The 24,543-nt window shown below is 28.3% G+C and carries 25 protein-coding genes, 10 tRNA genes and 1 other RNA gene; 2 read left to right on the forward strand and 34 right to left on the reverse strand.

Annotated elements, in window-relative coordinates:
* The first annotated feature begins 24 nt into the window (after positions 1-24).
* Complete coding sequence (locus tag ACFEL4_RS08080; RefSeq protein WP_375317338.1) at positions 25-156, forward strand: hypothetical protein; 132 nt, start codon at positions 25-27, stop codon at positions 154-156.
* On the opposite strand, the gene ACFEL4_RS08085 is transcribed toward ACFEL4_RS08080, so the two are convergent.
* The 21 genes from ACFEL4_RS08085 to ACFEL4_RS08185 all read right to left on the reverse strand — a co-directional run bounded on the left by ACFEL4_RS08085 (position 153) and on the right by ACFEL4_RS08185 (position 20,387).
* Positions 153-542, reverse strand: coding sequence for an IS1595 family transposase (locus ACFEL4_RS08085; RefSeq protein WP_375316929.1), 390 nt, complete (start codon positions 540-542; stop codon positions 153-155). The genes ACFEL4_RS08080 and ACFEL4_RS08085 overlap by 4 nt on opposite strands.
* Positions 437-973, reverse strand: a complete 537-nt coding sequence (locus ACFEL4_RS08090) for a hypothetical protein (protein WP_375317285.1) — start codon at positions 971-973, stop codon at positions 437-439. Before ACFEL4_RS08090 ends, ACFEL4_RS08085 begins: the two co-directional genes overlap by 106 nt.
* Before the next feature lie 35 nt (positions 974-1,008).
* Positions 1,009-2,319 (reverse strand): phosphopyruvate hydratase, encoded by a 1,311-nt coding sequence (gene eno / locus ACFEL4_RS08095; protein ID WP_375317339.1) that lies wholly within the window; start codon positions 2,317-2,319, stop codon positions 1,009-1,011.
* Positions 2,320-2,424: 105 nt separating this feature from the next.
* Positions 2,425-4,761 carry a hypothetical protein gene (locus ACFEL4_RS08100; RefSeq protein WP_375317340.1) on the reverse strand — a complete coding sequence of 779 codons (2,337 nt, stop codon included), beginning with the start codon at positions 4,759-4,761 and terminating at the stop codon, positions 2,425-2,427.
* Between the two features lie 101 nt (positions 4,762-4,862).
* Entirely contained in the window at positions 4,863-5,324 is a 462-nt protein-coding gene (locus ACFEL4_RS08105; protein WP_375317341.1) for a hypothetical protein, read from the reverse strand.
* Between the two features lie 149 nt (positions 5,325-5,473).
* Positions 5,474-7,009 carry a 2,3-bisphosphoglycerate-independent phosphoglycerate mutase gene (gene gpmI, locus ACFEL4_RS08110; RefSeq protein ID WP_375317342.1) on the reverse strand — a complete coding sequence of 512 codons (1,536 nt, stop codon included), beginning with the start codon at positions 7,007-7,009 and terminating at the stop codon, positions 5,474-5,476.
* 16 nt (positions 7,010-7,025) lie between these two features.
* Complete coding sequence (locus ACFEL4_RS08115; RefSeq protein WP_375317343.1) at positions 7,026-8,399, reverse strand: hypothetical protein; 1,374 nt, start codon at positions 8,397-8,399, stop codon at positions 7,026-7,028.
* 48 nt (positions 8,400-8,447) lie between these two features.
* Complete coding sequence (tpiA, locus tag ACFEL4_RS08120; protein WP_375317344.1) at positions 8,448-9,197, reverse strand: triose-phosphate isomerase; 750 nt, start codon at positions 9,195-9,197, stop codon at positions 8,448-8,450.
* Between the two features lie 12 nt (positions 9,198-9,209).
* Positions 9,210-9,959 (reverse strand): glucosamine-6-phosphate deaminase, encoded by a 750-nt coding sequence (gene nagB, locus ACFEL4_RS08125; RefSeq protein WP_375317345.1) that lies wholly within the window; start codon positions 9,957-9,959, stop codon positions 9,210-9,212.
* A gap of 24 nt (positions 9,960-9,983) precedes the next feature.
* Complete coding sequence (nagA, locus tag ACFEL4_RS08130; RefSeq protein WP_375317346.1) at positions 9,984-11,174, reverse strand: N-acetylglucosamine-6-phosphate deacetylase; 1,191 nt, start codon at positions 11,172-11,174, stop codon at positions 9,984-9,986.
* Between the two features lie 144 nt (positions 11,175-11,318).
* Positions 11,319-11,393 (reverse strand) — tRNA-Phe (locus ACFEL4_RS08135).
* 84 nt (positions 11,394-11,477) lie between these two features.
* Positions 11,478-11,639 (reverse strand): hypothetical protein, encoded by a 162-nt coding sequence (locus ACFEL4_RS08140; RefSeq protein ID WP_375317347.1) that lies wholly within the window; start codon positions 11,637-11,639, stop codon positions 11,478-11,480.
* 129 nt (positions 11,640-11,768) lie between these two features.
* Complete coding sequence (locus ACFEL4_RS08145; RefSeq protein ID WP_375317348.1) at positions 11,769-12,401, reverse strand: hypothetical protein; 633 nt, start codon at positions 12,399-12,401, stop codon at positions 11,769-11,771.
* Positions 12,402-12,484: 83 nt separating this feature from the next.
* Positions 12,485-13,978 carry a VWA domain-containing protein gene (locus tag ACFEL4_RS08150; RefSeq protein WP_375317349.1) on the reverse strand — a complete coding sequence of 498 codons (1,494 nt, stop codon included), beginning with the start codon at positions 13,976-13,978 and terminating at the stop codon, positions 12,485-12,487.
* 14 nt (positions 13,979-13,992) lie between these two features.
* Entirely contained in the window at positions 13,993-15,531 is a 1,539-nt protein-coding gene (locus ACFEL4_RS08155) for an AAA family ATPase (protein WP_375317350.1), read from the reverse strand.
* 17 nt (positions 15,532-15,548) lie between these two features.
* On the reverse strand, positions 15,549-16,169 hold the full coding sequence (locus ACFEL4_RS08160) for a hypothetical protein (protein ID WP_375317351.1): 621 nt from the start codon (positions 16,167-16,169) through the stop codon (positions 15,549-15,551).
* Between the two features lie 90 nt (positions 16,170-16,259).
* The gene (locus tag ACFEL4_RS08165) at positions 16,260-17,936 is read right to left on the reverse strand and encodes a hypothetical protein (protein ID WP_375317352.1); all 1,677 of its coding nucleotides are present in this window, start codon (positions 17,934-17,936) and stop codon (positions 16,260-16,262) included.
* 16 nt (positions 17,937-17,952) lie between these two features.
* Positions 17,953-18,564, reverse strand: coding sequence for a hypothetical protein (locus ACFEL4_RS08170; protein ID WP_375317353.1), 612 nt, complete (start codon positions 18,562-18,564; stop codon positions 17,953-17,955).
* Between the two features lie 505 nt (positions 18,565-19,069).
* Positions 19,070-19,564, reverse strand: coding sequence for a hypothetical protein (locus tag ACFEL4_RS08175; protein ID WP_375317354.1), 495 nt, complete (start codon positions 19,562-19,564; stop codon positions 19,070-19,072).
* The gene (locus ACFEL4_RS08180; RefSeq protein ID WP_375317355.1) at positions 19,537-19,956 is read right to left on the reverse strand and encodes a transposase; all 420 of its coding nucleotides are present in this window, start codon (positions 19,954-19,956) and stop codon (positions 19,537-19,539) included. The genes ACFEL4_RS08175 and ACFEL4_RS08180 overlap by 28 nt, the downstream gene beginning before the upstream one ends.
* Entirely contained in the window at positions 19,851-20,387 is a 537-nt protein-coding gene (locus tag ACFEL4_RS08185; RefSeq protein ID WP_375317356.1) for a hypothetical protein, read from the reverse strand. Before ACFEL4_RS08185 ends, ACFEL4_RS08180 begins: the two co-directional genes overlap by 106 nt.
* Between ACFEL4_RS08185 and ACFEL4_RS08190 the strand changes: the two genes are divergently transcribed.
* Entirely contained in the window at positions 20,387-20,521 is a 135-nt protein-coding gene (locus tag ACFEL4_RS08190; RefSeq protein WP_375317357.1) for a hypothetical protein, read from the forward strand. The two genes, ACFEL4_RS08185 and ACFEL4_RS08190, sit on opposite strands and share 1 nt — an antisense overlap.
* Positions 20,522-20,725: 204 nt before the next feature.
* On the opposite strand, the gene ACFEL4_RS08195 is transcribed toward ACFEL4_RS08190, so the two are convergent.
* The 13 genes from ACFEL4_RS08195 to smpB form a co-directional block, all read right to left on the reverse strand.
* Positions 20,726-20,801: transfer RNA gene (locus tag ACFEL4_RS08195), tRNA-Asp, on the reverse strand.
* 4 nt (positions 20,802-20,805) lie between these two features.
* Positions 20,806-20,880, reverse strand: a tRNA-Met gene (locus ACFEL4_RS08200).
* A gap of 26 nt (positions 20,881-20,906) precedes the next feature.
* Positions 20,907-20,996: transfer RNA gene (locus ACFEL4_RS08205), tRNA-Ser, on the reverse strand.
* A gap of 22 nt (positions 20,997-21,018) precedes the next feature.
* A tRNA-Ile gene (locus tag ACFEL4_RS08210) sits at positions 21,019-21,095 on the reverse strand.
* Between the two features lie 10 nt (positions 21,096-21,105).
* Positions 21,106-21,182, reverse strand: a tRNA-Met gene (locus ACFEL4_RS08215).
* A gap of 23 nt (positions 21,183-21,205) precedes the next feature.
* A tRNA-Ala gene (locus ACFEL4_RS08220) sits at positions 21,206-21,281 on the reverse strand.
* Positions 21,282-21,307: 26 nt separating this feature from the next.
* A tRNA-Pro gene (locus ACFEL4_RS08225) sits at positions 21,308-21,384 on the reverse strand.
* Between the two features lies 1 nt (position 21,385).
* Positions 21,386-21,461, reverse strand: a tRNA-Arg gene (locus tag ACFEL4_RS08230).
* A 104-nt stretch (positions 21,462-21,565) separates the two neighbouring features.
* A tRNA-Cys gene (locus ACFEL4_RS08235) sits at positions 21,566-21,641 on the reverse strand.
* Between the two features lie 141 nt (positions 21,642-21,782).
* Positions 21,783-22,206, reverse strand: a transfer-messenger RNA (tmRNA) gene (ssrA, locus tag ACFEL4_RS08240).
* 125 nt (positions 22,207-22,331) lie between these two features.
* Positions 22,332-22,721: an IS1595 family transposase gene (locus tag ACFEL4_RS08245; protein WP_375316929.1), complete on the reverse strand. Its 390-nt coding sequence runs from the start codon at positions 22,719-22,721 to the stop codon at positions 22,332-22,334.
* Positions 22,722-22,807: 86 nt separating this feature from the next.
* Entirely contained in the window at positions 22,808-23,569 is a 762-nt protein-coding gene (locus ACFEL4_RS08250; protein WP_375317358.1) for a hypothetical protein, read from the reverse strand.
* A 398-nt stretch (positions 23,570-23,967) separates the two neighbouring features.
* A complete protein-coding gene (smpB, locus tag ACFEL4_RS08255) occupies positions 23,968-24,408 on the reverse strand; it encodes an SsrA-binding protein (RefSeq protein WP_375317359.1) in 441 nt (146 codons plus the stop codon).
* Positions 24,409-24,543: the final 135 nt, after the last annotated feature.

Genomic DNA, 24,543 nt, shown 5'->3' on the forward strand with positions numbered 1-24,543 from the left:
TCATAACCGTATAAAAATACAATTATGATTTGAGAGTTGATTAAAAACAATAATAATGAATTATTTTTGGCTTTTCTCCCTTTATGTACTATTTTTAAATTTTATCACATAAATGCTGAGAAAAGCCTATCTACGGACTTCTCCCCACATTTTTAAATTAAACATAGCATTACAGTTTCAAAACTAGGTATGTTATTGAATTTATATGCAGCTTCTTTTGCATATAAATGAATATGATGTTTTGCAACTTTGATATGTGTTTTAAATGTTCTTCGTATATGTTTTCATACTGACTCAATTTGGTTGGTATTTACACCAGTTTTTGAAACATAGCCATCTTGATGGTTAACTGTTTCATGCTTAGTGAAAACCGATTTCAAATCGCGATATCCTTTTCAAGAATCAGTATGTACATCACACTTTGAAGAAATGTGGTTTATTGCAAACTGCAAAAGATTTTTACTGTTTGCGTTTTTCAATACTTTCACAATCAGATTGTTGGTTGTTTTTTCATAAATACCAACAATCAAGGTTTTGTTCAACAAGGATCTTCCTTGTTTTTTAAACCCATATGTGAAAGATACATTTCATCCATTTGCACTATGCCCTCAACAATGAATTGAGGTTCTTGTTTAGCAATGGCACTTCGGATTTTATGACCCATTCTTCAAGCTGTTTTCAAGGTCACTCCCAATTCTTTTGCAACATCAGTTGATGGAATTCCATGTTTGGTGTTTATTCATCTAAAGATGAGATAAAACCAAGATATTAAAGGTGTTTGTGACTTTGAAAATATAGTGCCCGTGAGAATACTGAATGTTTGATGACATTTCAAACATCTCATTTTTCTTAAATTAGAAGTATTCAAATTAAAACTAGAACACCTAATACATTTGCTTTGTTTCAAACTTGCTATATATGCAAGACATTGTTTTTCAGTTTGAAAAGTATTATTGAACTCATTCAATTTCATTGTTTCCTCCACAAGTACATGTGGGGAGAAGTCCGTTATTTTTTATTGATGTTATAGAAAGCATCATCACCTAAGAATACTGCTTGGTCACCAAGGTCTGCTTCGATTGTTAGTAAGCGATTGTACTTAGCAACACGGTCAGTTCTTGACATTGAACCAGTTTTAATTTGTCCAGTGTTGAAGGAAACAGCTAAATCAGCAATTGTTGTATCTTCAGTTTCACCGGAACGGTGAGAAACAACAGCAGTTCAACCGGCTTTTTGACACATTTGAATAGCTTCAATGGTTTCAGTTAATGTTCCGATTTGGTTTAGTTTAATTAATACTGAGTTAGCAACATTTTTTGTAATTCCTTCTTTAATAATTTTTGGGTTAGTAACAAATAAGTCATCACCGACAACTTGGAATTTACCTTCTGATTTTTCTAATAGTAATTTAAATCCATCTCAGTCGCCTTCTGCTAAACCATCTTCAATTGAAACAATTGGATATTTTTTAGTTAAACCTATTAGGTAATCAACTAGTTGTTCTGAAGTTAATAGTTTTTCTGTAGCTTGTGATTTTCCATCTTTGTTACCAAAAACATATTTACCATTTTTGTAAATTTCTGATGAAGCACAGTCCATAGCAATTTTCATGTCTTTAGCAGGTGTATATCCAGCTTTTTTAATAGCTTCCATAATTAAGTCTAATGCTTCTTCGGTTGATTTTAAGTTAGGAGCAAATCCACCTTCATCACCAACAGCAGTAACGTAGCCTTTAGTTTTTAAAATATCTTTTAAAGCGTGGAAAGTTTCAGCAGACATTTGCATTGCTTTTGAAAAAGTTTTAGCACCTACTGGCATAATTAAAAATTCTTGGAAGTCAATATTATTATCGGCATGAGCGCCACCATTAATTACGTTTAACATTGGTAAAGGTAGTTGGCAAGCATTTGGTCCACCTAAGTATGCATATAATGGTTGACCTAATTCATCAGCAGCAGCTTTAGCGACAGCTAATGAAACACCTAAGATAGCGTTAGCTCCTAGTTTTTCTTTATTAGCAGTGCCATCTAATTTAATCATAGTTTGGTCAATTTGTCTTTGATTAGTTACTTCTAGACCGATGATTTCATCAGCAATAAGTTCATCAATGTTTTTAATGGCTTTTAAGACACCTTTTTTTCCATAGAATTTAGGGTCTCCATCGCGTAGTTCTAGGGCTTCTCTAGTTCCTGTTGAAGCACCTGATGGGACTAAGGCGATTCCGTATCCACCGTCTTCTGTTCAACATTCTACTTGGATAGTAGGGTTTCCTCGTGAGTCAATTACTTGTAATGCTCTAATATCAATAATGCATGACATGTGTTCATTCCTTCTTTCTTTTGTATAGTTCAATATTTATTATACAGAAAAACGGTGTTTATAATTAAAAAAGCACAAATATTTTTTATTTGTGCTTTGATTTTTTTATAGTACTTGTGGATTAACAATGCTATTTTTAACATCAGAATCTAATGAATTTGAAGATTCAACTAATTCTTTGATTTTAGGACTTTGTAGTTTAAGTTTTGAGTTTTCACTTAATTCTTTTAACTTATCATTAAGTTCTTCAATATCAGTAACTGAAGTGTATCATTTTTTTTCTTTATATTTTAATTTTAATGAATCATTAAATTTTTCTATTTTTTTTACTGCTCTACCACCTGGAGAATATACATTAATATTCTTTTGAGTTAAATATTCATAATGTTTAACTATCTGCTCTGCTTTAAAATTAAATTTATGTATTGCATCTTCTATTTCTTTATCTGCTTCATTAAGATAATATGAATCACTCTTATTAAGATTTCAAATTTTTCACCCTGGGCCATTTGCCATTTTTTTAGCATATTTTAGTTTTATATTATCAATTTCCAAAGCTAATTGGTCTTTCAATGCTTCTAGTTTTTCAGTATTCCGCTTTAAAAATATATATGGGTTTATTGATTGTTTAATTTCATTATATGCACTTTTAATAGCATTTCATGGCAATAATGTTTTAAAAAATCATTTTGTTTTAGTTTTAACAGTATTTCATACTCTTCACGTTAGTGACTTTTTTGTTTTAAGTTCAATAGTACCAATGTTATCTTTAAACTTATAATTACTTGTTCTAGCTTCTGATACAAATTTTATAAATAATTTTTTTCGTTCTTCGTTAAGTAATAACTGTTGAGCTATTTTATTACTATCTTTAGTGGCAAGGTCAACAGCAACTTTAGCTTTGGCAATAGCTTCGTTATAAGCAACTTTAGCAACAATATAATCATCATCATCATCATTATTATAAATATCAATAATTTCGTTATAAGTTTTAACAACATCATCATATGATTTAACAACATTATCATAAATAGTAACATTAAAATCAATAGCAGCATCAACTGTTTCACTATCATTAGTTATTTTAGTTTTAATAACAGCAGCAAGATTATCAACAGCAACTTTAGCATTAACAACAGCAACTTTAGAAGCATCAACATCAAACAGGTTAAGTTTTAACATTCTATTTTTTTCTTTTATACTATAATCATCACCAAAGACGTCTTTAGAAGCAGATATAATCTTGTATTCTTTTTGTAGTTTAATTTTTCTTTTATTCTCATAGTTTTTATCAGTTTCAGATTTAAATAATGTTATTGCTGATGAAATGTCTTCAATTTTTTTGTTTGCTAACAAATATTTTTCTAAATACTTAATTTTTTCCTTAATAACTTCATCACCAATAGTGCTAAAATCTTGGCTTTCTTGACTACTGTTTTTTAAATATTCTTTTTCTTTATTTTCCACACTTTGTTTATGCAATTTATTTAATTTTTGAGCATCGTTGTTAATTACTTTATTATTCCCATAATACGTTTGATATCTGATTTGAAAGTTTTCTAGATTTGCTTTTATTAATAAAAACTTTTGAAACTGTTCTTTTTGTTCTTGATCTTGAGCATTGTAACCCGTTTGTGTAATATGATAGTCTAATTCTTCTCTATTATAAATAAGATGGTGTTCTAACTCAGGAAGAAGTTTAATATATCCTGCCTCAAATTTTTTAAAAACATCACTTCTTTTGTTTTGAAAGTCTCTATCTAACTTCTCAAAATTATTTTCTTGATTGTAAACATCTTTACTTTCTTTTATTGCTTCAAATCTTTTTAAATACCATGTATTTAAATTTCACACTTCTTGTTCATAATATTTGAATGCTTGGTTGCACTTAATAACAAATTTTTCTAAATCTTCAAAATATATTTTGCTCTTACTAAACTCAAAATTAGTACTTGCTTCACGAGTTCTAAACTCATACAATTCAACTTTAGCTGATGGAGTTAGAAATTCTTTATAAAGTTCTAGTATTAAAATAGGCTCATAGTTTATTTTATCATCATTTTCTTCTATGTTTTTTTTTGCAAGTTTGAAAAAAATTTTATTTTTTTCAAACTCTTTCATAGATTTTTTATCTTTTTCTATTTGTTCTTTGACATCAACATTGCCACTTTCAACTTCATCATAGTTAATAATTTTTGTACCATTATCTTCTTGGTTTTCTGTGTATTTTTTTATATTTGTTTCAAAATCTACATCTTTTTCACTTAATTTATTTGTAATAACAATGTATTCATGTTTTATTTTTTTTAATTTTTCATTATAGGAAACTTTCTTTGAAAGTATAGTTGTTATTTTTTTCTGTAACTCACTATATAATGTTTGTATTTCAGAATTACTTTTTTCTATATATTTTCAAAAATCATTGTTTCTAATTATTGCCATTTTAATTCCTCCTTCTTGAATATTTTTTTAACTATTAGTATTTGTTGCTAATGGTTGTGATGTAGGCTGTGTTGATAATGGTTGAGAATTTGCTTGTTCTACTACTGATTTATTGATTTAGAGTTACTAACTCTTTTTTCATCGCATTTTCGTTGTATACCATGTAAACATTTTTGTAAGTCATTTTTAGTCTCATCACTTAATTCAATGGATTTTCTTTCATTACTTGAACCTGATTGTACTTCACAATCAATAATTTGACCATTTTCACCTAAGTTAATATAAATAGTAGTTGATTGATTGGAACTTATTTTACCTTTATCTCTAATTTTTTTTATAATACTATTAAGAGAATTGAATAATTCTTGATTTGAGTTTGGATTAAGAACAATATCTATATTGCTGTTTTTTATTTTATATCCATTATTTGATATTTCAATTACATACTGAAATCCACCCTGAAGCTTTTTTTCCTTTTCATCTGAACTATTGGAATTATTGTCCTGAAGAAAAGGTAAATCTTCAAAATTAGAACCGTATAAATTATTTTTATCAAAAGCCATATTTTCTCCTCTTTTCAAAAGGTAATTTTTTAAAATTAATAATAAACCCCTCTTATTTATTTAAAAAAATAAAAGGGGAAAACACTATCTTTAATTTTACATATTTATTATAATCCTTTTTAATTTTAATACAATAGATTTAAAAATTTTTATTTTTTCAATAACGACTGATTAGTCATAACTTCAGGTTTTTCTAATCCTAAAATTTCTAGTAAAGTCGGAGCAATATCAGCCAAACATCCATCTGATTTTAATTTAATTCCTGATTGACAAATAATAAAAGGTACAGGTTGTGATGTATGTTTTTTATTAATAGCACCCTGAGCATCAACCATAACTTCTGCATTGCCATGGTCAGCAGTAATCATTAAAATACCATTAACATTTTTCATAGCATTATACAATTTACCAACACATTCATCAACAACTTCAATAGCAATAATCGCAGCTTTTAAATTACCAGTATGCCCCACCATATCAGGGTTAGCAAAGTTTAAAATCATAACATCATAAATATTTTTAGCAATTTCTACTTCTAATCTGCTTGTAATTTCACGAGCACTCATTTCTGGTTTTAAATCATAAGTAGCAACTTTCGGTGAAGGGATTAAAATCCTTGTTGATAAAGGATATTCAATATCAACACCACCATCAAAGAAGTAAGTAACATGCGCATATTTTTCTGTTTCTGCGATTCGTAATTGGTGATATTGGTTTTTACTTAATCATTCTCCAAATCCATCAATCATCATTGTTGGTGGAAAAATAACTCCTTGTGCTTTCACACTATTGGCATATTCCATCATCGAAACAAAAAATGTATTTTTTAAAGGTCGAATTTTATTAGCAATATTTCAATCATATTTGGGATTAGTTAAAGCCGATGCTAATTGGATAGCACGGTCAGGACGAAAATTAGCAAAAATAATACTATCATTATTACTAATGTTACCACGATCAAGCTCAGGATTGTAGGCTGGATTAATGAATTCATCATTTCTATCAGCAGCATATTCACTATTGATATAAGCAATCGGATCAGTAAAAATAATACCTTTATGGTTAACGATAGCATCATAGGCAATTTGAGCACGATCAAATCTTTTATCACGGTCCATAGCATAATAACGTCCAGAAATAGAAGCTAAATATCCAGTTTTTAATTCTGTCATTTTATCTAATAGTTGTTGAACATAAATTTTAGCAACATCACTTTTAGTATCACGACCATCAAGAATCGCATGAACATAAACATTTTTAAAGTTTTCTTTAGCAGCAATTTCCAATAACGCTAAAATATGATTAATGTGGGAATGAACACCACCATCACTTAATAGCCCTAAAATATGTAAATTACTATTATTCTTTTGGGCATGTTTAATAGTTTTTAAAATTGTTTCATTAGTAAAGAAAGTTTTTTCACTAATAGCCTTATTAATTAAAGTTAAAGATTGATAAACTACTCTTCCAGCACCAATTTGTAAATGACCAACTTCTGAGTTACCCATTTGCCCTTCTGGCAAACCAACAGCTAAGCCAGAAGCAGATACTTCAGTGTGAGCATAAGTTTTATTTAAATAGTCAAGATTAGGAGTTTTAGCTTGACTAATAGCATTATTAAGATTGGCTTTAGCGATTCCAAAACCATCGAAAATACATAGTAAAATTGGTTGTTTTGATTTCATAATTTCACCTCAGAGTTTATTTTAATTGTCATTTATATTTATAGTTGCCTTTCTTGAAAACAGAAATAATTTCACTAATAACATTAGTGATAGTTTGATAATTACTAGTACTAAAAATAATAATATCATATTTAATTTTTATTTTAGTTAATGGTAATTTAGATGTTTTACTAATAATTGTTTTTACTCGTGAATTACTACTAATATTATTACTCATTAAAATAATCATACTAGGATTATCAACAACATTATTAGTTAGGAATAAGATAGTATTATTAACATCTGCTAATAACTTTCGGCCTTTAATTTCCATTAAATTATCATCTAACAAATCATTATTAAAAGAATAGTGGACAAATTTGAAATTATCAACAGCTTCTGAATAATAACCATAAGCCATATTATCGATTTGTGATTCTAAAAAAGGTTGTGAAATTTTTCTTCAATTGTGAAATTGGATTTTTAATCTTTTATAAACTAACTGTAATTGAAATAAATTTTGATAGTTTGTAATATTATTAACAACAGTTACTGGTTTAATAATATCAGGTTGATTAATTAATCTAATTTTTTTATTGAGAATATTAATACCATTAATAATAGGTTTTTTAGTTTTGGTAAATCATTTTTCAATATCTTCACTAGTACCTGAAATAACAGTGATTGCTAACTGTTTGTGTTGTACCATAATATTAGTAACTGCTAAGCGTTGTAAATTGTTTAATTGCATTAATTCCATTTGTGTTAACGCTTTTAGAAAATAATATTTACTATTATTAGCAATTTGTAAAGATAATAATTGTGAAAATGGTAATTGTTGACTTAATAAAACATTAATTTCTGCTTCACAACTTAGAATTTGTTGTTTTTTTAACTTAAGATTTTTGCTAGTAACTACAAATTTTTGATTATCGATAGTACTATTAAATTTATTTTTAGTTCGTAAATTTTTATTTAATACAGCATCAAATAATTTTCAACCTAAAGTATTGTTAACAATTCCTTTATGTCGGTCTTCATCTAGTGATAATTGTAAAGGAATGTCATTAATAACAATTGGTCCACTAATCACTTTTACTAAATGTATATATACACCTGGTAATAAAGTATTATTAACATCAATTATTTCTCCAACAAAGTAATCATTAGTAATAACACCGCGGTCACTACTAATAGTATCACTTTGGGCTTGAAAAATAGTTTTGGAACAAATGATAAAACCAATTTGTTCTAGTTGGATAGTAGGTTCACCATTTTTAGTAAATAAAGATAAAATTTTGGTTCTAGTGGTAAAGTTGTTAATAAAGGTAGTATGAGAGAAACTATAATAACTAATTTGATTTTCTAATTTTTCTCACATACTAGCAATTTTTGTATTTGATAAATTCATGATAAGTTACTCCTTATTTTAATAATAGTGACAATATTTTAAATAAAGTTAAACTAATAATCCTAAAAATGATTTTGCTTGTAATGATGCACCACCTACTAAGGCGCCATCAATATCAGATTGTTCAAGGAATGATTTAATATTTTCAGGTTTTACTGAACCACCATATTGAATGCGAACTTTTTGCGCAATATTTTTATCATATAATTCAGCAATATAATCGCGAATCATTTTGCAAACTGTTTGTGCTTCAGCAGCAGACGCTGTCTTACCAGTACCAATTGCTCAAATTGGTTCATAAGCAATTACTAATTTAGTAACATGTTGCGATTTAATGCCAGTTAACGCTAAAGATATTTGCTTTTTAATAACATCATTAGTTTTTTTTGCTTCATATTCACTATCACTTTCACCACAACATAAAACTGGAATCAGATTAGCATTAAATAAAGCATGTAGTTTTTTATTAATCGTTTCGTTTGTTTCATTAAAATACATTCTGCGTTCAGAATGACCAATCACAACGTGACTAACATTAATATCTTTTAACATTTTAATTGCAACTTCACCAGTAAAGGCACCTTCAGGTTCATAATGACAGTTTTGCGCAACCATGATTAACTTATTAACCTGATTTAATTTTAATACTGGTAAGTTAGTAAAACTAGCAGCAATACCATAATCACATTTAATATCTTTACCTTTAATTAATTTACTAAATTGATTAATAAAAGTTTGTGTCTCCTCCATGTTTTTATACATTTTTCAATTGCCAATAATAATATGTTTACGACTCATTTTATTCACTCCTTAGTTTTTTGGTTGGATAGTTGGTGGCTTTAATAATGAAGCTGCGGCACTATCAATAATTACCATAACGTTGTCATGGGCTTGTAAGTAACTACAAGGATAATCAGGGGTAATTTTACCATGAACTAATTCATAAATAGCTTGCGCTTTTGCTTGACCATCAGCAATTAAGATAATGGCTTGCGCTTGTAAAATGCTATCAACGCCCATGGTTATTGCTTTAGTTGGCACATCTTTGACACTAGCAAAAAACCTTTTATTAGCTTCAATAGTTGCTGTAGTTAAATCAACAACATGAGTTTTACTATCACCTGATGTCCCTGGTTCATTAAAAGCAATGTGTCCATTAGTACCAATTCCTAAAATTTGTAAATTAATAGGTCCTTTTTCAACTAGTAATTTTTCATATGCTTGCGCATTTGCTGTTACATTACCTAAACCATTAGGAACATACGTATTTTCTTTTTTAATGTTAATTTTGTTAAATAGTTGTTCATTCATAAAGTAACGATAACTTTTTTTATGTTCTGGTGCTAATCCGACGTATTCATCTAAATTAAAAGTGGTAACTTGTGACCAATCAGTATGATTCTTTTGATAATCTTTAATCAATAAATCATAAGTATCTATCGGGCTACTGCCTGTTGCTAAGCCTAAAACTAATTTCTGATTTTCTTTTATTGTTTCAATAATAATCGTACTTACTAACTTAGCAATCTCACTTTTTGTTTCAAACACAACTAATTTCATTTCTCGTACCTCCTTTAAATTTTATTAACTTTGATAAACAATATTTCCTTCACAAATCGTTAGTAAAATATCATTATTTTTATCAAGCACGACAATATCTGCTAATAATCCAACAACTAAATCACCAGTAATGCTATCGATGCCTAATTGTTTTGCGCTATTATACGAAGCCATTTTAACACAATCTTGTCAATTATTGTTAGTTACACGTAATAAGTTTTTAAAGCCCGCAATCATAGTAGCAAGACTCCCAGCTAATTTACCAGTACTTTTAACTACCACTTGATTATCTTTTTTAATTACTGGTAATGGACCGAGAAAATAATCACCATCAGGTAAGCCTTTGGCACTCATAGCATCAGTAATCATACAAATCTTATTAGCACCTTTAATCTTATAAGTTAGTGCAACAATATCAAGATTAACATGAATACCATCACAAATTAATTCTGCTACTATTTCATCATAATAAAGTGCTGCTGGAACGACACCAGGATTACGGTGGTCATAGCCACTCATACCATTGTAAAGATGGGTAACATGAGTTAAACCTTGTTGTACTGCTTGGCTAACTTGTTGCAAAGTAGCATTACTATGACCTAATGTTGGGATAATATTATTAGCAATTAATGTGCTTGTAAAATTTTTATTATTATTAAAATTAGGATCTAATTCAGTTGCGTATACAACAAATTTAATATTATTATTACTAATCTTATTCCATGTTGCAACTAATTTAGTATCAGGGATGTTAATTAAAGATTCAGTATGAGCGCCTTTTTGTTCATGGGAAATAAATGGGCCTTCCAAGTAAGCACCCACAATCCGTGCTCTATTGGCAATGCCATTTTCAGTTTTCATATATTGAGCAAATGCTAATAAAATTTTATCAATCTCTTTGGTACTTGCCGTAACAGTTGCATAACAAAACTTAGTTACTCCCTCTTGGGGAACTAATTGAGCAAAGTTGACAATTGATTCAACTATACCATCCATTAAACTATAACCATAACCACCATGGACATGACAATCAATAAAACCAGGAATTATTGCTTGGTTTTGACAATCAATAACTTTAGCGTCATTGTAGTTTTGGTTATATTTTCCTGACTTAATTTCTTTAATTAAATTATTTTCAATCACTAGAAACCCATTTTCAATAATATTGTTAGTACTAACTATCTTGGCATTGGTTAAAACTAAAATTTTAGTCATTAATATCCTTCTCTCTTAAATTAAATATTCAATCAATAAAGTTTTTTATCTATTGATGTTATTATACCTAAAATTTTAATTTAAACCTAATTGTACAAAAAAATATTAAAAAAAGGCATATTGCCTAATTAATTTATTTTTTAATGGTGGCCCGAAGCGGATTTGAACCACTGACACTTCGCTCTTCAGGCGAATGCTCTACCCCTGAGCTACCGGGCCATTACCTATACAATAATAGCATATAAAACTAATAAATAACAAGGGGTTAATGGGTAAATTTAAATTATTTTAAAAATAGTTGTATTAGCAAAAAAATTTATCAACTAATCTTTTTGCTAATTCTTGAATAAAACGATTATTTTTATTTACTTCTGTACCATGTTCAAACAATTGTTCTAAATCAAAAGTTTTAGTTGATTTTTGCAATAGAAAATTTTGGTTATCATCTTTTTTATGTTTTGCCATATTTATTTTCTCCTTTAAAGTTTTATTTTTAAACTTAGATACATTTTTTATTTTATATTAATATTTTTTAACATTACTTTTATACCACTTAATTAATTAAGATTTTATCACATAAACAAAGATAAAATTTTATTTACTCTTTTTTCTCCGTTCAACATTCCTTACTTCTTTTAATTGCGATTTCAATTGTTTAAGTTGATTTTGTAAATCTTCATAACTAACTTGCTCTTCATCATTTTCTGGCGAATCTGTTAATGACTGGTTACCTACTAATGTCCTTGGATTAACTCATAAATTTCGCAATCCATATCAAAAAATAGTTAGAAAACTTAAACCTAATCCAGCAAGGGGAATGGTTCATAAATTATTAAATGGAATCGTTTGAAAATATGTAAAATTAAAAACATTATAAATAATTAAAACAAAAGCCGTTAGGATTAATGTCATTAAAAACATATAAATTGCAATTAATGCTTTACTAAACGGTTTTTTAACAAACACTAATACTACTAAATATGTTAAATTAAATAATAGTAACCCACCAGCTAAGTAATCAGTAATAATATTACTACTAGCCATTAATTGTTTATACAAATCGCTCGTTAATGGATTTTGATTAACTAGTAAAGTAATAATAACAGCAATATTATTTTTCAAAGGTAAACCTCAACTGAATAAGGGAAAAATAGTTAAACTAATAGTTACTGATAGAGTTGCGATAATTACTAATACTTTACTTAAAATTGAACCAAATGTTTTCATAATACACCTTTCAATAAATAGTTAACTTAACTACTAACATTCTACCATTATTAAATAAAAATCACTAATCCTCTTATTCATATTTATTTACTTTGTCTTGATTTATTTTGTGATAGATTTAATGCAATTTTTCGCGCAGCAAAAGGGTCTCGGGGATCATAATATCAATAATTAGTAAAATATTTTTTTCAATTATTATTTAACATCGATGAAGCAATATTAATAGCATGAAAACGATTACCTTTAACTTTTAAACTTTGTATTATATTAAAATTATTATTACTAATATTAGCACCTAAAAAATCAGATATTAATAATAAATCACAATTACGATATTCTTTAGTTTGCATAACTGTTAAAGCATGACTAAAAGCAGGATTAATATTAGTTTGACCTTTAAAACTATGACCTAAAAAGTGAATTAAATTTGGAATTGATGATGCTACACTTGATAAATCATAGGTTTCAAATATGCCAGAAAAATTAATCATATAACATGGTCTTTTATCTAATAAAGCAATTTTAGTAATAGCTAATGCTATTGATTTAGCTATAATTTCTGGGCTATTGGCCATCGATTTTGATGTATCAATACATAAAATAAATGGCCCTTCGCTTTCAGGAATCGGTACTTCTATTATTTCTTTAACAATGTGTTCTGTTGCTACTAAATCCATTGATTCAAATTCGGTAATTGCTAGTTTTTCTTCAACAAATTTTTTATAAAAAATAGCATTTAACTCTGGAATAGCTAAGTTAACTAATTCTAAAGGCAATAAATGTTCTAAATCTCTTCCTTCAGTTATTCCAACCACTTCTTCTGGTCATTTACCTAATGGTTTCATTTCATATTCAATTTGAATTTTTTCATGAACTTGTTTTTCAGTTAAATCAGAGGTTCCTTTTCAACGACCTAACATCCGAGCTATTTCAATAATTGCTGGATTTTGCTTTAGAATTTCACCATATTGGATTAAAGTATTTAAATTAATTTTCTTAAAATCATTTAAATTCCCCTCTCAAAATCGACCAAAAAAATTTCAAGCAAATCCAATTAGACTACGTGTTTCATTAATAATTTTAATATTATTTCCTCACATAGCTAAATATTTTTGTCGAATTTGCGTAGTTTCAAACAACTTATAATTAATTACCCGTTCAATAATTAAACTTTCCCAACGCATAGTAAAATCATTAAAGATTAAATTGCCATTAATTTTACGTTCTTGAAGTTTATCTTGGTAATAATGAAAATAATTAATGATACCAGAGTTAATCTTTTTAGCTTTAATAAAGATTTCTTGTCAATTGTTTTTTAAACGTGTTAAACCATTAACTTTAACTCAAAAATATAAACGAATTTCTTGTTTAATAATTGGACTAATCGGGACATTTTTTGTTGCTGCTAATACATCATTTAAATAAAAATTACTGATTTGGTCATCAAATTCCTTGGCTAATCACGAAAAATGTTTTTTAAATCAAATGAAATTGCTTAAATTAGTTTCTGATAAAGCTAAACTATTTAATTTGGATGCCATTTTTTTTGAAACTTGCGTTTCAATTAATTGTTCCATACAAAATCACCACCTTATTCATTTTCAATATTATTAGGTTGGGGAATTATAATAGCATCATCATTAACAATTGCCGATTCAGGAACAGGTGGTATTTGTTCAAAAAAAGCAGTTTCTAATAAGATTTTAAACTGTTCATCAAAAAAGATTGAAGGAGTTTTACTTAAACGTTGGTGCTCATGTTGGAATTGTTGTTTTAAGTTGGTAACTTGTGTTTTTATTTCGGTCATCTGACTATTAAGAGTACTAAGTTGTGATTTACCATCAGAATCGCTTAATTCAGCTTGAATACTAGTACGGTTTTTAATATCAACTAATTCGTTAGGTGCTTTTAATTGTAATTCTATTTTTCTGCTACCATCTAGTTTACTTAAACTCTTACCATAAAATAAAGTAACAGTATGGGATTTTTTATTTCGGCGCGTTAAATTTTGATATTCTTTTTGACTAATAAAACAAATTGGAAACTCATCAGTATGTCATAGTAAACGATAGTAAGCGCCTTTAATAGTACCTCCAAAAGGTTCACTATATAGTGAAGGTTGAAATTTACTATCTTTAATGTTTTCTGAATCATTACTTAATGTTTCAAGTTCACTTTCTAACTCATCTTGTTTTTTACGTAAAGTGTAAGTTAATTCTTCAGTATATGCTTCATTAAATAATTTAGTGTAACTTTGTTCTTGTGCTTCATCATCTCAAATGCAATAAGGAATAACTAATAAATCAGGTTTATCAGTAGTTTTGCGACCATTATAATAAGCTGATGCTTTGATTAATTTAGCAATTTTTTTTCATCTTCGATCAGAAATATAAGCTTTACCATCTGTTGCTTCTGTTAATCGCACACGGAAACGGGAAATAAAGTTTAAAGTATCTTTGCTTAAAGTAACTGTTGTTTCTAGTTCTTTCAATCATTTGACATATTCAGGAGTTTTAATTTGTAGTTTCATAGGAACATTTACTTCTAAACTAGTAACACTACCTAACATATCGTTGAAATTTTTTTCATTAGTCAAACCATGAACAATCATTCTAATAATAAAGCGGTCAAATAACGCTTCTAGTCCTTTACCACTTTCTGGTAATTCATTAGACGCTGAGATTAATAATTTTAATGGCACTTTAATATCAACGCCACCATTACGAAAAATTTTTTCATTAATAATTGTTAATAGTGTGTTTTGAATTGAAGGACCAGCTTTTCAAATTTCATCTAAAAAGGCAATATCAACTGCAGGTAAATATTGGTCAATAATTCGCACATAGTGGCCTTTTAATAGGTCTTTAATGGAAATTGGACCAAAAATTTCTTCAGGAGTTGAGAAACGATTCATTAAATATTCAAAATTACGACCATTATGAAATGCATATTTAATTCTTCGTGAAATTAGTGATTTAGCAATACCTGGTAATCCTAATAAAAAGATTGATTCACCTGAAAGCAATGCTAATACTGCTAATTTAAAAACTGTTTCTTTTTCATAAACACCAGCACTAATTACTTTAATTAATTGCTCAATTCGTTTTGAAAGTTCATTATTAGTGCCCATTTAAATTCTCCTTTCCTTTATTCTACACTTAGTTCTCTTCGCACATCATCGCTTTTAACAAATAAAATACAAGATGCTACTAATCATAGAACAGTAATTACTAACACAATAACCATAAAAATTGGTACTTCTGCTGATACTGATTCATTAACTAAACCATCAACCACTAATAAGACAGTACACATCAGTTCTAAAACAATAAAGTAAAAAATTGCTAAAACAATGTAAACAATTGACCATGCAAACATGGCACTGGCAGAACGACCAATAGCTAATGGTAAATAAAATAAAAAATTAAAACCTAAAGTAATAGCTAAAAAAATATAAATAATATAATTAGGATTTATACTGCTACTACTAGCTTTTAAAACTTGATTTATAATGTTATTAGCTAAAAAATAAGAAAAGATTAAATGAAAACATGAAACTAGTAGTAATAAACTACGGGCTATGATTTCTAGTGTTGAACTTCAATACATTTTTTTAAATTTAATACTGTTGCTTAACAAAGGATTATAAGTTGTAAACCTTTGTTCTTCAATATCTTTAAATGAATCATTATTGTGATTAGAATTTAAAATATTATTATCAACGCTTGACAATGGAGTATTTTTTAAATTATCTTTTTCATCAATCATAATTTACCACTCCTTACCCATATTAATTATATTATAACTTATTTTAAGAAAGAACATTGAGATTATAAGAGTTACTACTTTATATTCTTACTAGATTCAATTAATTTTAAAGAAAAAACTAAAACTATCTGGTAAGGTATTATAATTAGGATTGCTCACAAGATCTTGACCAATATCAAAACGGAAATTTGTAATTTCATCTGGGTTTATTAAATCATTTGGTAATAAAGCAATATCGCTATGGTTATTATCTAAAAAAGTAAAAGTGGTTAATGCTGGTAAAACCACATTTAAAGCAGTAGCAAAATATTGTTTAAAAGTAGTAATACCACCTGCAGTAATTGTTTGTCAATTAGGTTCACCTGGTGTCGCCAAATTAGGGTAATGCAAATTAAAATAAGCTTTATGCGCTAACAATCAATCAAACATATTTTGTCAATATTGATTTTCTAAAGCAGTTGTTAAGACACCAATATTAGCATAATCAGCGGCTCTAATAGTTTTAACATCATTACTTATTGAATGATCATTGGCAAAATAATGCACTAATTCTCAATATTGAAATAGGGGAACACCAGCAGGATTATACATTGAAGATATTAAATGTGAAGGTGTATATGCAATTTCATTATCAGTGGCATCTTCTCCTTTTTGAACATGGCTAAAAAGAATGTAATCAATAGGATTACGGGTAAAATAGTCAATTAATTGTTCTTTAGTTGTTAATTTTAAATCAATTAAATGATTAATTATATCAGGATTAGAAACATAACTAATATAAAAAGAACGCGGACTTTTTGGAGGATCTCATGGAATAAAAGTATAATTTTGTAAATTAACATATTGATTAGGAGCACCAGCAACAGCGTTGCCAATGTAAAATAAATCCGGACGAGCAATCATTTGTAAATATGGAGTAAACGTTAACGGATCATTTAAATCAACATCTCCTAAATCATTTGTTGATAAAATTGGAAAAAGGTGAGTATTAGGTGCAAACTCTTCTGCATAATCTGCAATAAATTTATTTATTCACTGTTGAATACTATTATAAATATCAACATTACTAACATTAGCATCAAAATACATAGTACCAGGTAAATAACCTTGATATCTTTTTTCTTGTAAATTAACTGGTCAAGGAAGTGGGTTAGACGTATTACCTGATATGTGCTTACTATAGTGTCCATCAAATTGATTAAACCTCATAAACTTTTCATAAAATTTAGCTGTATTAATAATTTGAGAAATAACTGGTAATTTAAATTCAATTGGTAAATTTCTTAATTTTACCTTTAAACTACAATGAACTAATCCATTAGCTTGTACTAAACTGCTATCAATGCCCTCAACTCCATTTTGACTATAAAAAGTAAAATCATATTTATCTTTTTCTGTTGGTAAAACCCCCTGCCATCATGAATCATTGGTCATCAATTTAAAGACTTGGTCAATGGTTTCTTCTTCAAAATAAGGTAAACGTAAACTCTTATCACTAGCATGAATATCAACTTTATTCATATCAACTACAATTGATTCTTCTGGCATTTTATGCTCAAAATCACCCATATTAAAAGCACTTTGCATAGCAAATCCAATCAAAAAAGTACTTGCCCCTAAAATTAAAGTACAAAGGATAGCAATGGCACTAATAAATCAACGCTTTCTAATTTGCAAAGAAGATAGTTTCTTTTCTATTACATGTTTAGTTAAACCATTTATTTCTTTTCAAATATCTTCATCCTTATTTTTTTTAGAACGTTTCATTAATTATCACCTAACCTTATTTATAGCCTAAGTCATACATCTTAATAATACTTTGCACTAAGCATTTTTTACTTTTCTTAGCACTAAATCATCAGTTAATAACAACACCTAATCAAAAACCCATTCCACTTATTGTTAAAATCATAATAGTAAGGCGATAAGGACTATTGGTATCAAAAAACATGAAAAAACTTAGAACCATAATCATTAAATTAATAATGGTACCAAACGCTAAATAAACAACACACGTTAAAACAATTCCTATAATGGTTTTTGCTAAGAAAATTGGTAACATCATAATTAAAATTATAAAAGCAAATAGAATCGTAATAATCATAGTAATAACTTGTAAAACAGCCTTTTGAACAGCGGGAAGGGGGGGTAATGCTGATGAATTAGCAACTAATTTTCCTAGAGCAATTCCATTAAAAAATATTAAACCAATTCAAAAAACATGAACAATTAAAATTAAAAGGCGTGAACAGGAGTCCCTACCACTAGTAAAATAAACTCTTGTTAAATTTAAATCTAAAGTAGCTGGTAATGGAATATTTTTTAATTTAGTTAATTGTTTTTGACCAAGAACATTACTTTTAGTTAACGGTTGTGATGTTAGTATTTTATCCATAATGTATTCACCTACCCACTGTTTATCACTTATTTATTAATATAATTATAGTATATTTTTTGAATATAAGTTGATAGTTAAATTTAGGAGTATTAAAATTAAAAAAGAGTAAGCACTATGTTTTAATGATTGCTATTAGGGTTTACTATACTAATACTGTATTTTGCAAACTTTTATTGTTTCTTTATTTCATTAACATAGGCAAAAAAATTTGTAATTAATGTTTTCTTTAATGATTCTAAGGAATTAGATTTTTGTTCTTCTATTACAACATAATAATCATCATTACTTTTTGAATCACTTTCCATTGCTTTGAAAAAAATAGCATATGTTTTTAAATATCTAATATAAAGATTTAATAATTTAAGATTATATTTTTCTGCATTATAACTTTTTTTGTTATTTAATTTTCTAATTTTGTTTTTATATCTTCATTGATTAAACTGAAATGGTTTATTTCTTAATGCAATCTAATCAGACTTATATAATTTAAATTTGTTAACTTTTAAGTTAGTTTTAAAATTTTCCTGATATATTTTAAAGTTATTAATAGTGGATTTAATACTGCATAAAATATATGTCCTAATTTATATATTGAAGTAGCAGAGATTGTTGCTTTATCAAGTCCACTTAATTCATGATCATATTTTACTAAAGTTACATTAATTCTTGCTGCAACTCCTCCATCAAGAGCGCTTATTGCTGTACTTCCTATGGCTCAAGGAATACTAATTCCAAATCATCAAGCGGCTGCTCAAAACCCTGCAGCAGCAACTGCAGCTGATATTGTAATAAAATTAGTTTTAGCAATCTTTAAATTATAAACATAATTTTCTAAAGAATAAAAAGATGTATCTTTTAATAACCTTAAATTTTGTGAAGATAATAAAGGATTTTTTAACACATTATTTTTTCTAATTAAAACATTATTATAATTTTTTGCAAATTCAAGATTATCTTTTGATAAAACACTTATAATTTTAAGGACTTCTCCCCACATTTTCAAATTAAACATAGCATTACAGTTTCAAAACTAGGTATGTTATTGAATTTATATGCAGCTTCTTTTGCATATAAATGAATATGATGTTTTGCAACTTTGATATGTGTTTTAAATGTTATTCGTATATGTTTTCATACTGACTCAATTTGGTTGGTATTTACACCAGTTTTTGAAACATAGCCATCTTGATGGTTAACTGTTTCATGCTTAGTGAAAACCGATTTCAAATCGCGATATCCTTTTCAAGAATCAGTATGTACATCACACTTTGAAGAAATGTGGTTTATTGCAAACTGCAAAAGATTTTTACTGTTTGCGTTTTTCAATACTTTCACAATCAGATTGTTGGTTGTTTTTTCATAAATACCAACAATCAAGGTTTTGTTCAACAAGGATCTTCCTTGTTTTTTAAACCCATATGTGAAAGATACATTTCATCCATTTGCACTATGCCCTCAACAATGAATTGAGGTTCTTGTTTAGCAATGGCACTTCGGATTTTATGACCCATTCTTCAAGCTGTTTTCAAGGTCACTCCCAATTCTTTTGCAACATCAGTTGATGGAATTCCATGTTTGGTGTTTATTCATCTAAAGATGAGATAAAACCAAGATATTAAAGGTGTTTGTGACTTTGAAAATATAGTGCCCGTGAGAATACTGAATGTTTGATGACATTTCAAACATCTCATTTTTCTTAAATTAGAAGTATTCAAATTAAAACTAGAACACCTAATACATTTGCTTTGTTTCAAACTTGCTATATATGTAAGACATTGTTTTTCAGTTTGAAAAGTATTATTGAACTCATTCAATTTCATTGTTTCCTCCACAAGTACATGTGGGGAGAAGTCCGTTTTTTAATTTTAAAATGTTTCACAATTATCACCTAATCTTATTTAATATACAATTCAGGTATGATATGTTTTCTAACAATTTTTTAAATCAAAATTAATCAACGGCACAAGTTACCTAAGTTTACTCCAAATAATTTTCATTCTATGTTAATAGCTAATTTACTGTTAATTATAATATATTTCACAAATATAAACTGAAAATTAGTTTCAGAGAGTTATCCTCTCATAAATACTTAAATAAAAAACTAATCAATAATAATATCATTGATTAGTTTTTTAAATTTAATTTACTATTAAAATAATGGCGGTCTCGACGGGGATCGAACCCGCGATCTCCTCCGTGACAGGGAGGCGTATTAACCACTTTACCACGAGACCAATATGGTTGCGGAGATTGGATTTGAACCAATGGTCTTCGGGTTATGAGCCCGACGGGATGCCACTTCCCCACTCCGCGATGTAAATATTTAATTTTAATAATTATGGAGGAGGCTGAGGGATTCGAACCCTCGAATGCTTGCGCATTGACAGTTTTCAAGACTGTTCCATTAAACCGGACTCTGGCAAGCCTCCAGTTATTAGCTTTTTAAACTAATGGTGGACCCTATCGGATTCGAACCAATGGTCACCCGGTTATGAGCCGGGAGCTTTAACCAGCTAAGCTAAGGGTCCAAGTGATTAATGGTAGCGGGGATGGGACTCAAACCCATGACCTCTCGGGTATGAACCGAGCACTCTAATCAACTGAGCTACCTCGCCAGTTTAAGTTTAAATTTATAAAATGGTGGATCCTATCGGGATCGAACCGACCACCTCCTGCGTGCAAGGCAGGCGCTCTACCGAATGAGCTAAGGACCCATGAAAATTTTTGATAATAATGTAAATGGTCGGGATGACAGGATTTGAACCTGCGACCTCTCGGTCCCAAACCGAGCGCTCTACCAAGCTGAGCCACATCCCGGTGGTGCGCCTGGCAGGACTTGAACCCACAACCTTTTGATCCGTAGTCAAACGATCTATCCATTGATCTACAGGCGCAATTTAATTATCAAAGTTTATAAACAAATCATTTAAACCTAATCAATTATAACTTATTAAAAGTAATATTTACAAGTATATTTGTAAAAATTATTAATAATTTTTGGAGGAGCCGATCGGATTCGAACCGACGATCAAAGTTTTGCAGACTTATGCCTTAAACCACTTGGCCACGGCTCCAGATACAATTAAATTTAACGACTTTTCAATATTACCAAGACTAAATTATATTTGCAACTTGTTTTGAAATATAATTATAAATAATGGATTAAAAACTAAATTTTTTGATAAAAAAAGCACTTCGTGTGCATTTTAAGATAATGGTGGAGATGGCGGGAATTGAACCCGCGTCCAAAAGTCAACTGACCAACTGTATCTACAGTTTAGTATAATTTAGAAATTCACTATTAATAATAAATTACACGAACTTAGAAATAGTTAGTCAATAAAAATTCAAGAAAACTTATTAACATCATTTTCCCTAGCTTATCATATGATACGTTAGTAATGGTGATAAGCTTACCATTACTAACGGTAGTATTTACTAGTTAAAGTAATTAAGCTGGTAAAACAGCTTGGTTTCCTACTGAATTAAAGTTGAAGTTAAATTCATTTAACTTAGCTTTAATATCTGCAGGTACTACAGTTTTAGTTTGTTTTCCGGTTATGAAACCTCGTAGTATTATGGTCTACCAGACCACTGCCACAATAGGCTGCTAACTCCTGTCGAAACCAGAACATCCCCATTAGTATTGTACTATATTTTGGAAATAAATCAAGATGTTTACATAATATAAAATTATATTTTAAGTGTTATTTTATATGTTAATAATCCTTTAATAATTTTTTAACGGACTTCTCCCCACATTTTTAAATTAAACATAGCATTACAGTTTCAAAACTAGGTATGTTATTGAATTTATATGCAGCTTCTTTTGCATATAAATGAATATGATGTTTTGCAACTTTGATATGTGTTTTAAATGTTCTTCGTATATGTTTTCATACTGACTCAATTTGGTTGGTATTTACACCAGTTTTTGAAACATAGCCATCTTGATGGTTAACTGTTTCATGCTTAGTGAAAACCGATTTCAAATCGCGATATCCTTTTCAAGAATCAGTATGTACATCACACTTTGAAGAAATGTGGTTTATTGCAAACTGCAAAAGATTTTTACTGTTTGCGTTTTTCAATACTTTCACAATCAGATTGTTGGTTGTTTTTTCATAAATACCAACAATCAAGGTTTTGTTCAACAAGGATCTTCCTTGTTTTTTAAACCCATATGTGAAAGATACATTTCATCCATTTGCACTATGCCCTCAACAATGAATTGAGGTTCTTATTTAGCAATGGCACTTCGGATTTTATGACCCATTCTTCAAGCTGTTTTCAAGGTCACTCCCAATTCTTTTGCAACATCAGTTGATGGAATTCCATGTTTGGTGTTTATTCATCTAAAGATGAGATAAAACCAAGATATTAAAGGTGTTTGTGACTTTGAAAATATAGTGCCCGTGAGAATACTGAATGTTTGATGACATTTCAAACATCTCATTTTTCTTAAATTAGAAGTATTCAAATTAAAACTAAAACACCTTGTACATTTGCTTTGTTTCAAACTTGCTATATATGCAAGACATTGTTTTTCAGTTTGAAAAGTATTATTGAACTCATTTAATTTCATTGTTTCCTCCACAAGTACATGTGGGGAGAAGTCCGTAAAATAATGATTATTCAATAAATAATAAACAATATAAATTGATAAACCAATAACAATTAAAATAACAATTTTTTTAATTTGAAATGGTTTTATTTCTTTTAACACAAATAAATTATGCATCCCCATATTTCTTGATTTTTCTTTTAATAAAAAACTTAAAATTAACGAAAGAAATAAAAAACCAATACCCAAACCAAATATTATATTTCGTTTAAAATTATTATTAATATCTATTACAACTGTTCCAATAATACCATTAACTAACAAACTAGCTAGCAAAGGAGGAATGCTTAACATAGTAAAAGTTAAAAAAGAATATGACTTTGAAAAGTATTGTTCATTAAACATTAACTCATGAACACTTAATGAACCAAGCGACATACCTATTGCTACATTGAGAAAAATTAAAGTTTCAACACTAGGCATAATTAAAAAACAAATAGCACTTAAAAACATTCAAAAATGAGACCATCAAATATAAAGTTTGCGTTTCCTTAAATTACCAGTAATAAGCGTAGCTGGAATTGCCACTACTATAAGTATGAATGAAATTATAACTCCTAAAATAATAGAAAACACTTGTTTGATAATGATATCATTAATAGTGCAAATATATTGAAAAACATTTACCATCATAAAAAAACAAAAATAATAAACAATAAATAATAGTTGTCTTTTTTTAATTTTATATTTAAAAAGAAAAATACTATATAAAATACTCAATGTAGCAATAATAATAGCATACGATACTATTGATGTCATAAACTTCATTCCCTAAATTACATTTTTTTGTATTTAGTTTCCCTCTGTGCTTCACGGTTTTTAATCACATCACGCTTATCATGAAATTTTTTACCACGTCCCAAAGCAATTTCTAATTTAGCACGTCCGGCACTATTTAAATATACCATAATGGGAATAACAGTTAAATTTTTTAGTTTTTGTTCTTGTTGCAATCTTTTAATCTCACGAGCATTCAAAAGTAATTTTCTTTTTCTTAAAGGTTCTACAACAAAAATACTACTAAATTTATAAGTAGCAACATTCATATTAACAATATATGCTTCGTTATTACTGAACGTAACATAACTATCTTGTAATGATACTTCACCTAATCGAATAGATTTAATTTCAGCACCAGTTAAAACCATTCCTGCTTCTATTTTTTCCAGTAATTCATAATTAAAATATGCTTTTTTATTTTTTGAAATAATTTTCAAAAGTATCACCAATATTTCTTTTTTTATTTTTTATAAGGCTTTTCTCCCTTTATGTACTATTTTTAAATTTTATCACATAAATGCTGAGAAAAGCCTATCTACGGACTTCTCCCCACATTTTTAAATTAACATAGC

The organism is Spiroplasma endosymbiont of Virgichneumon dumeticola (assembly GCF_964264745.1).
Lineage (GTDB): Bacteria > Bacillota_I > Bacilli_A > Mycoplasmatales > VBWQ01 > Spiroplasma_E.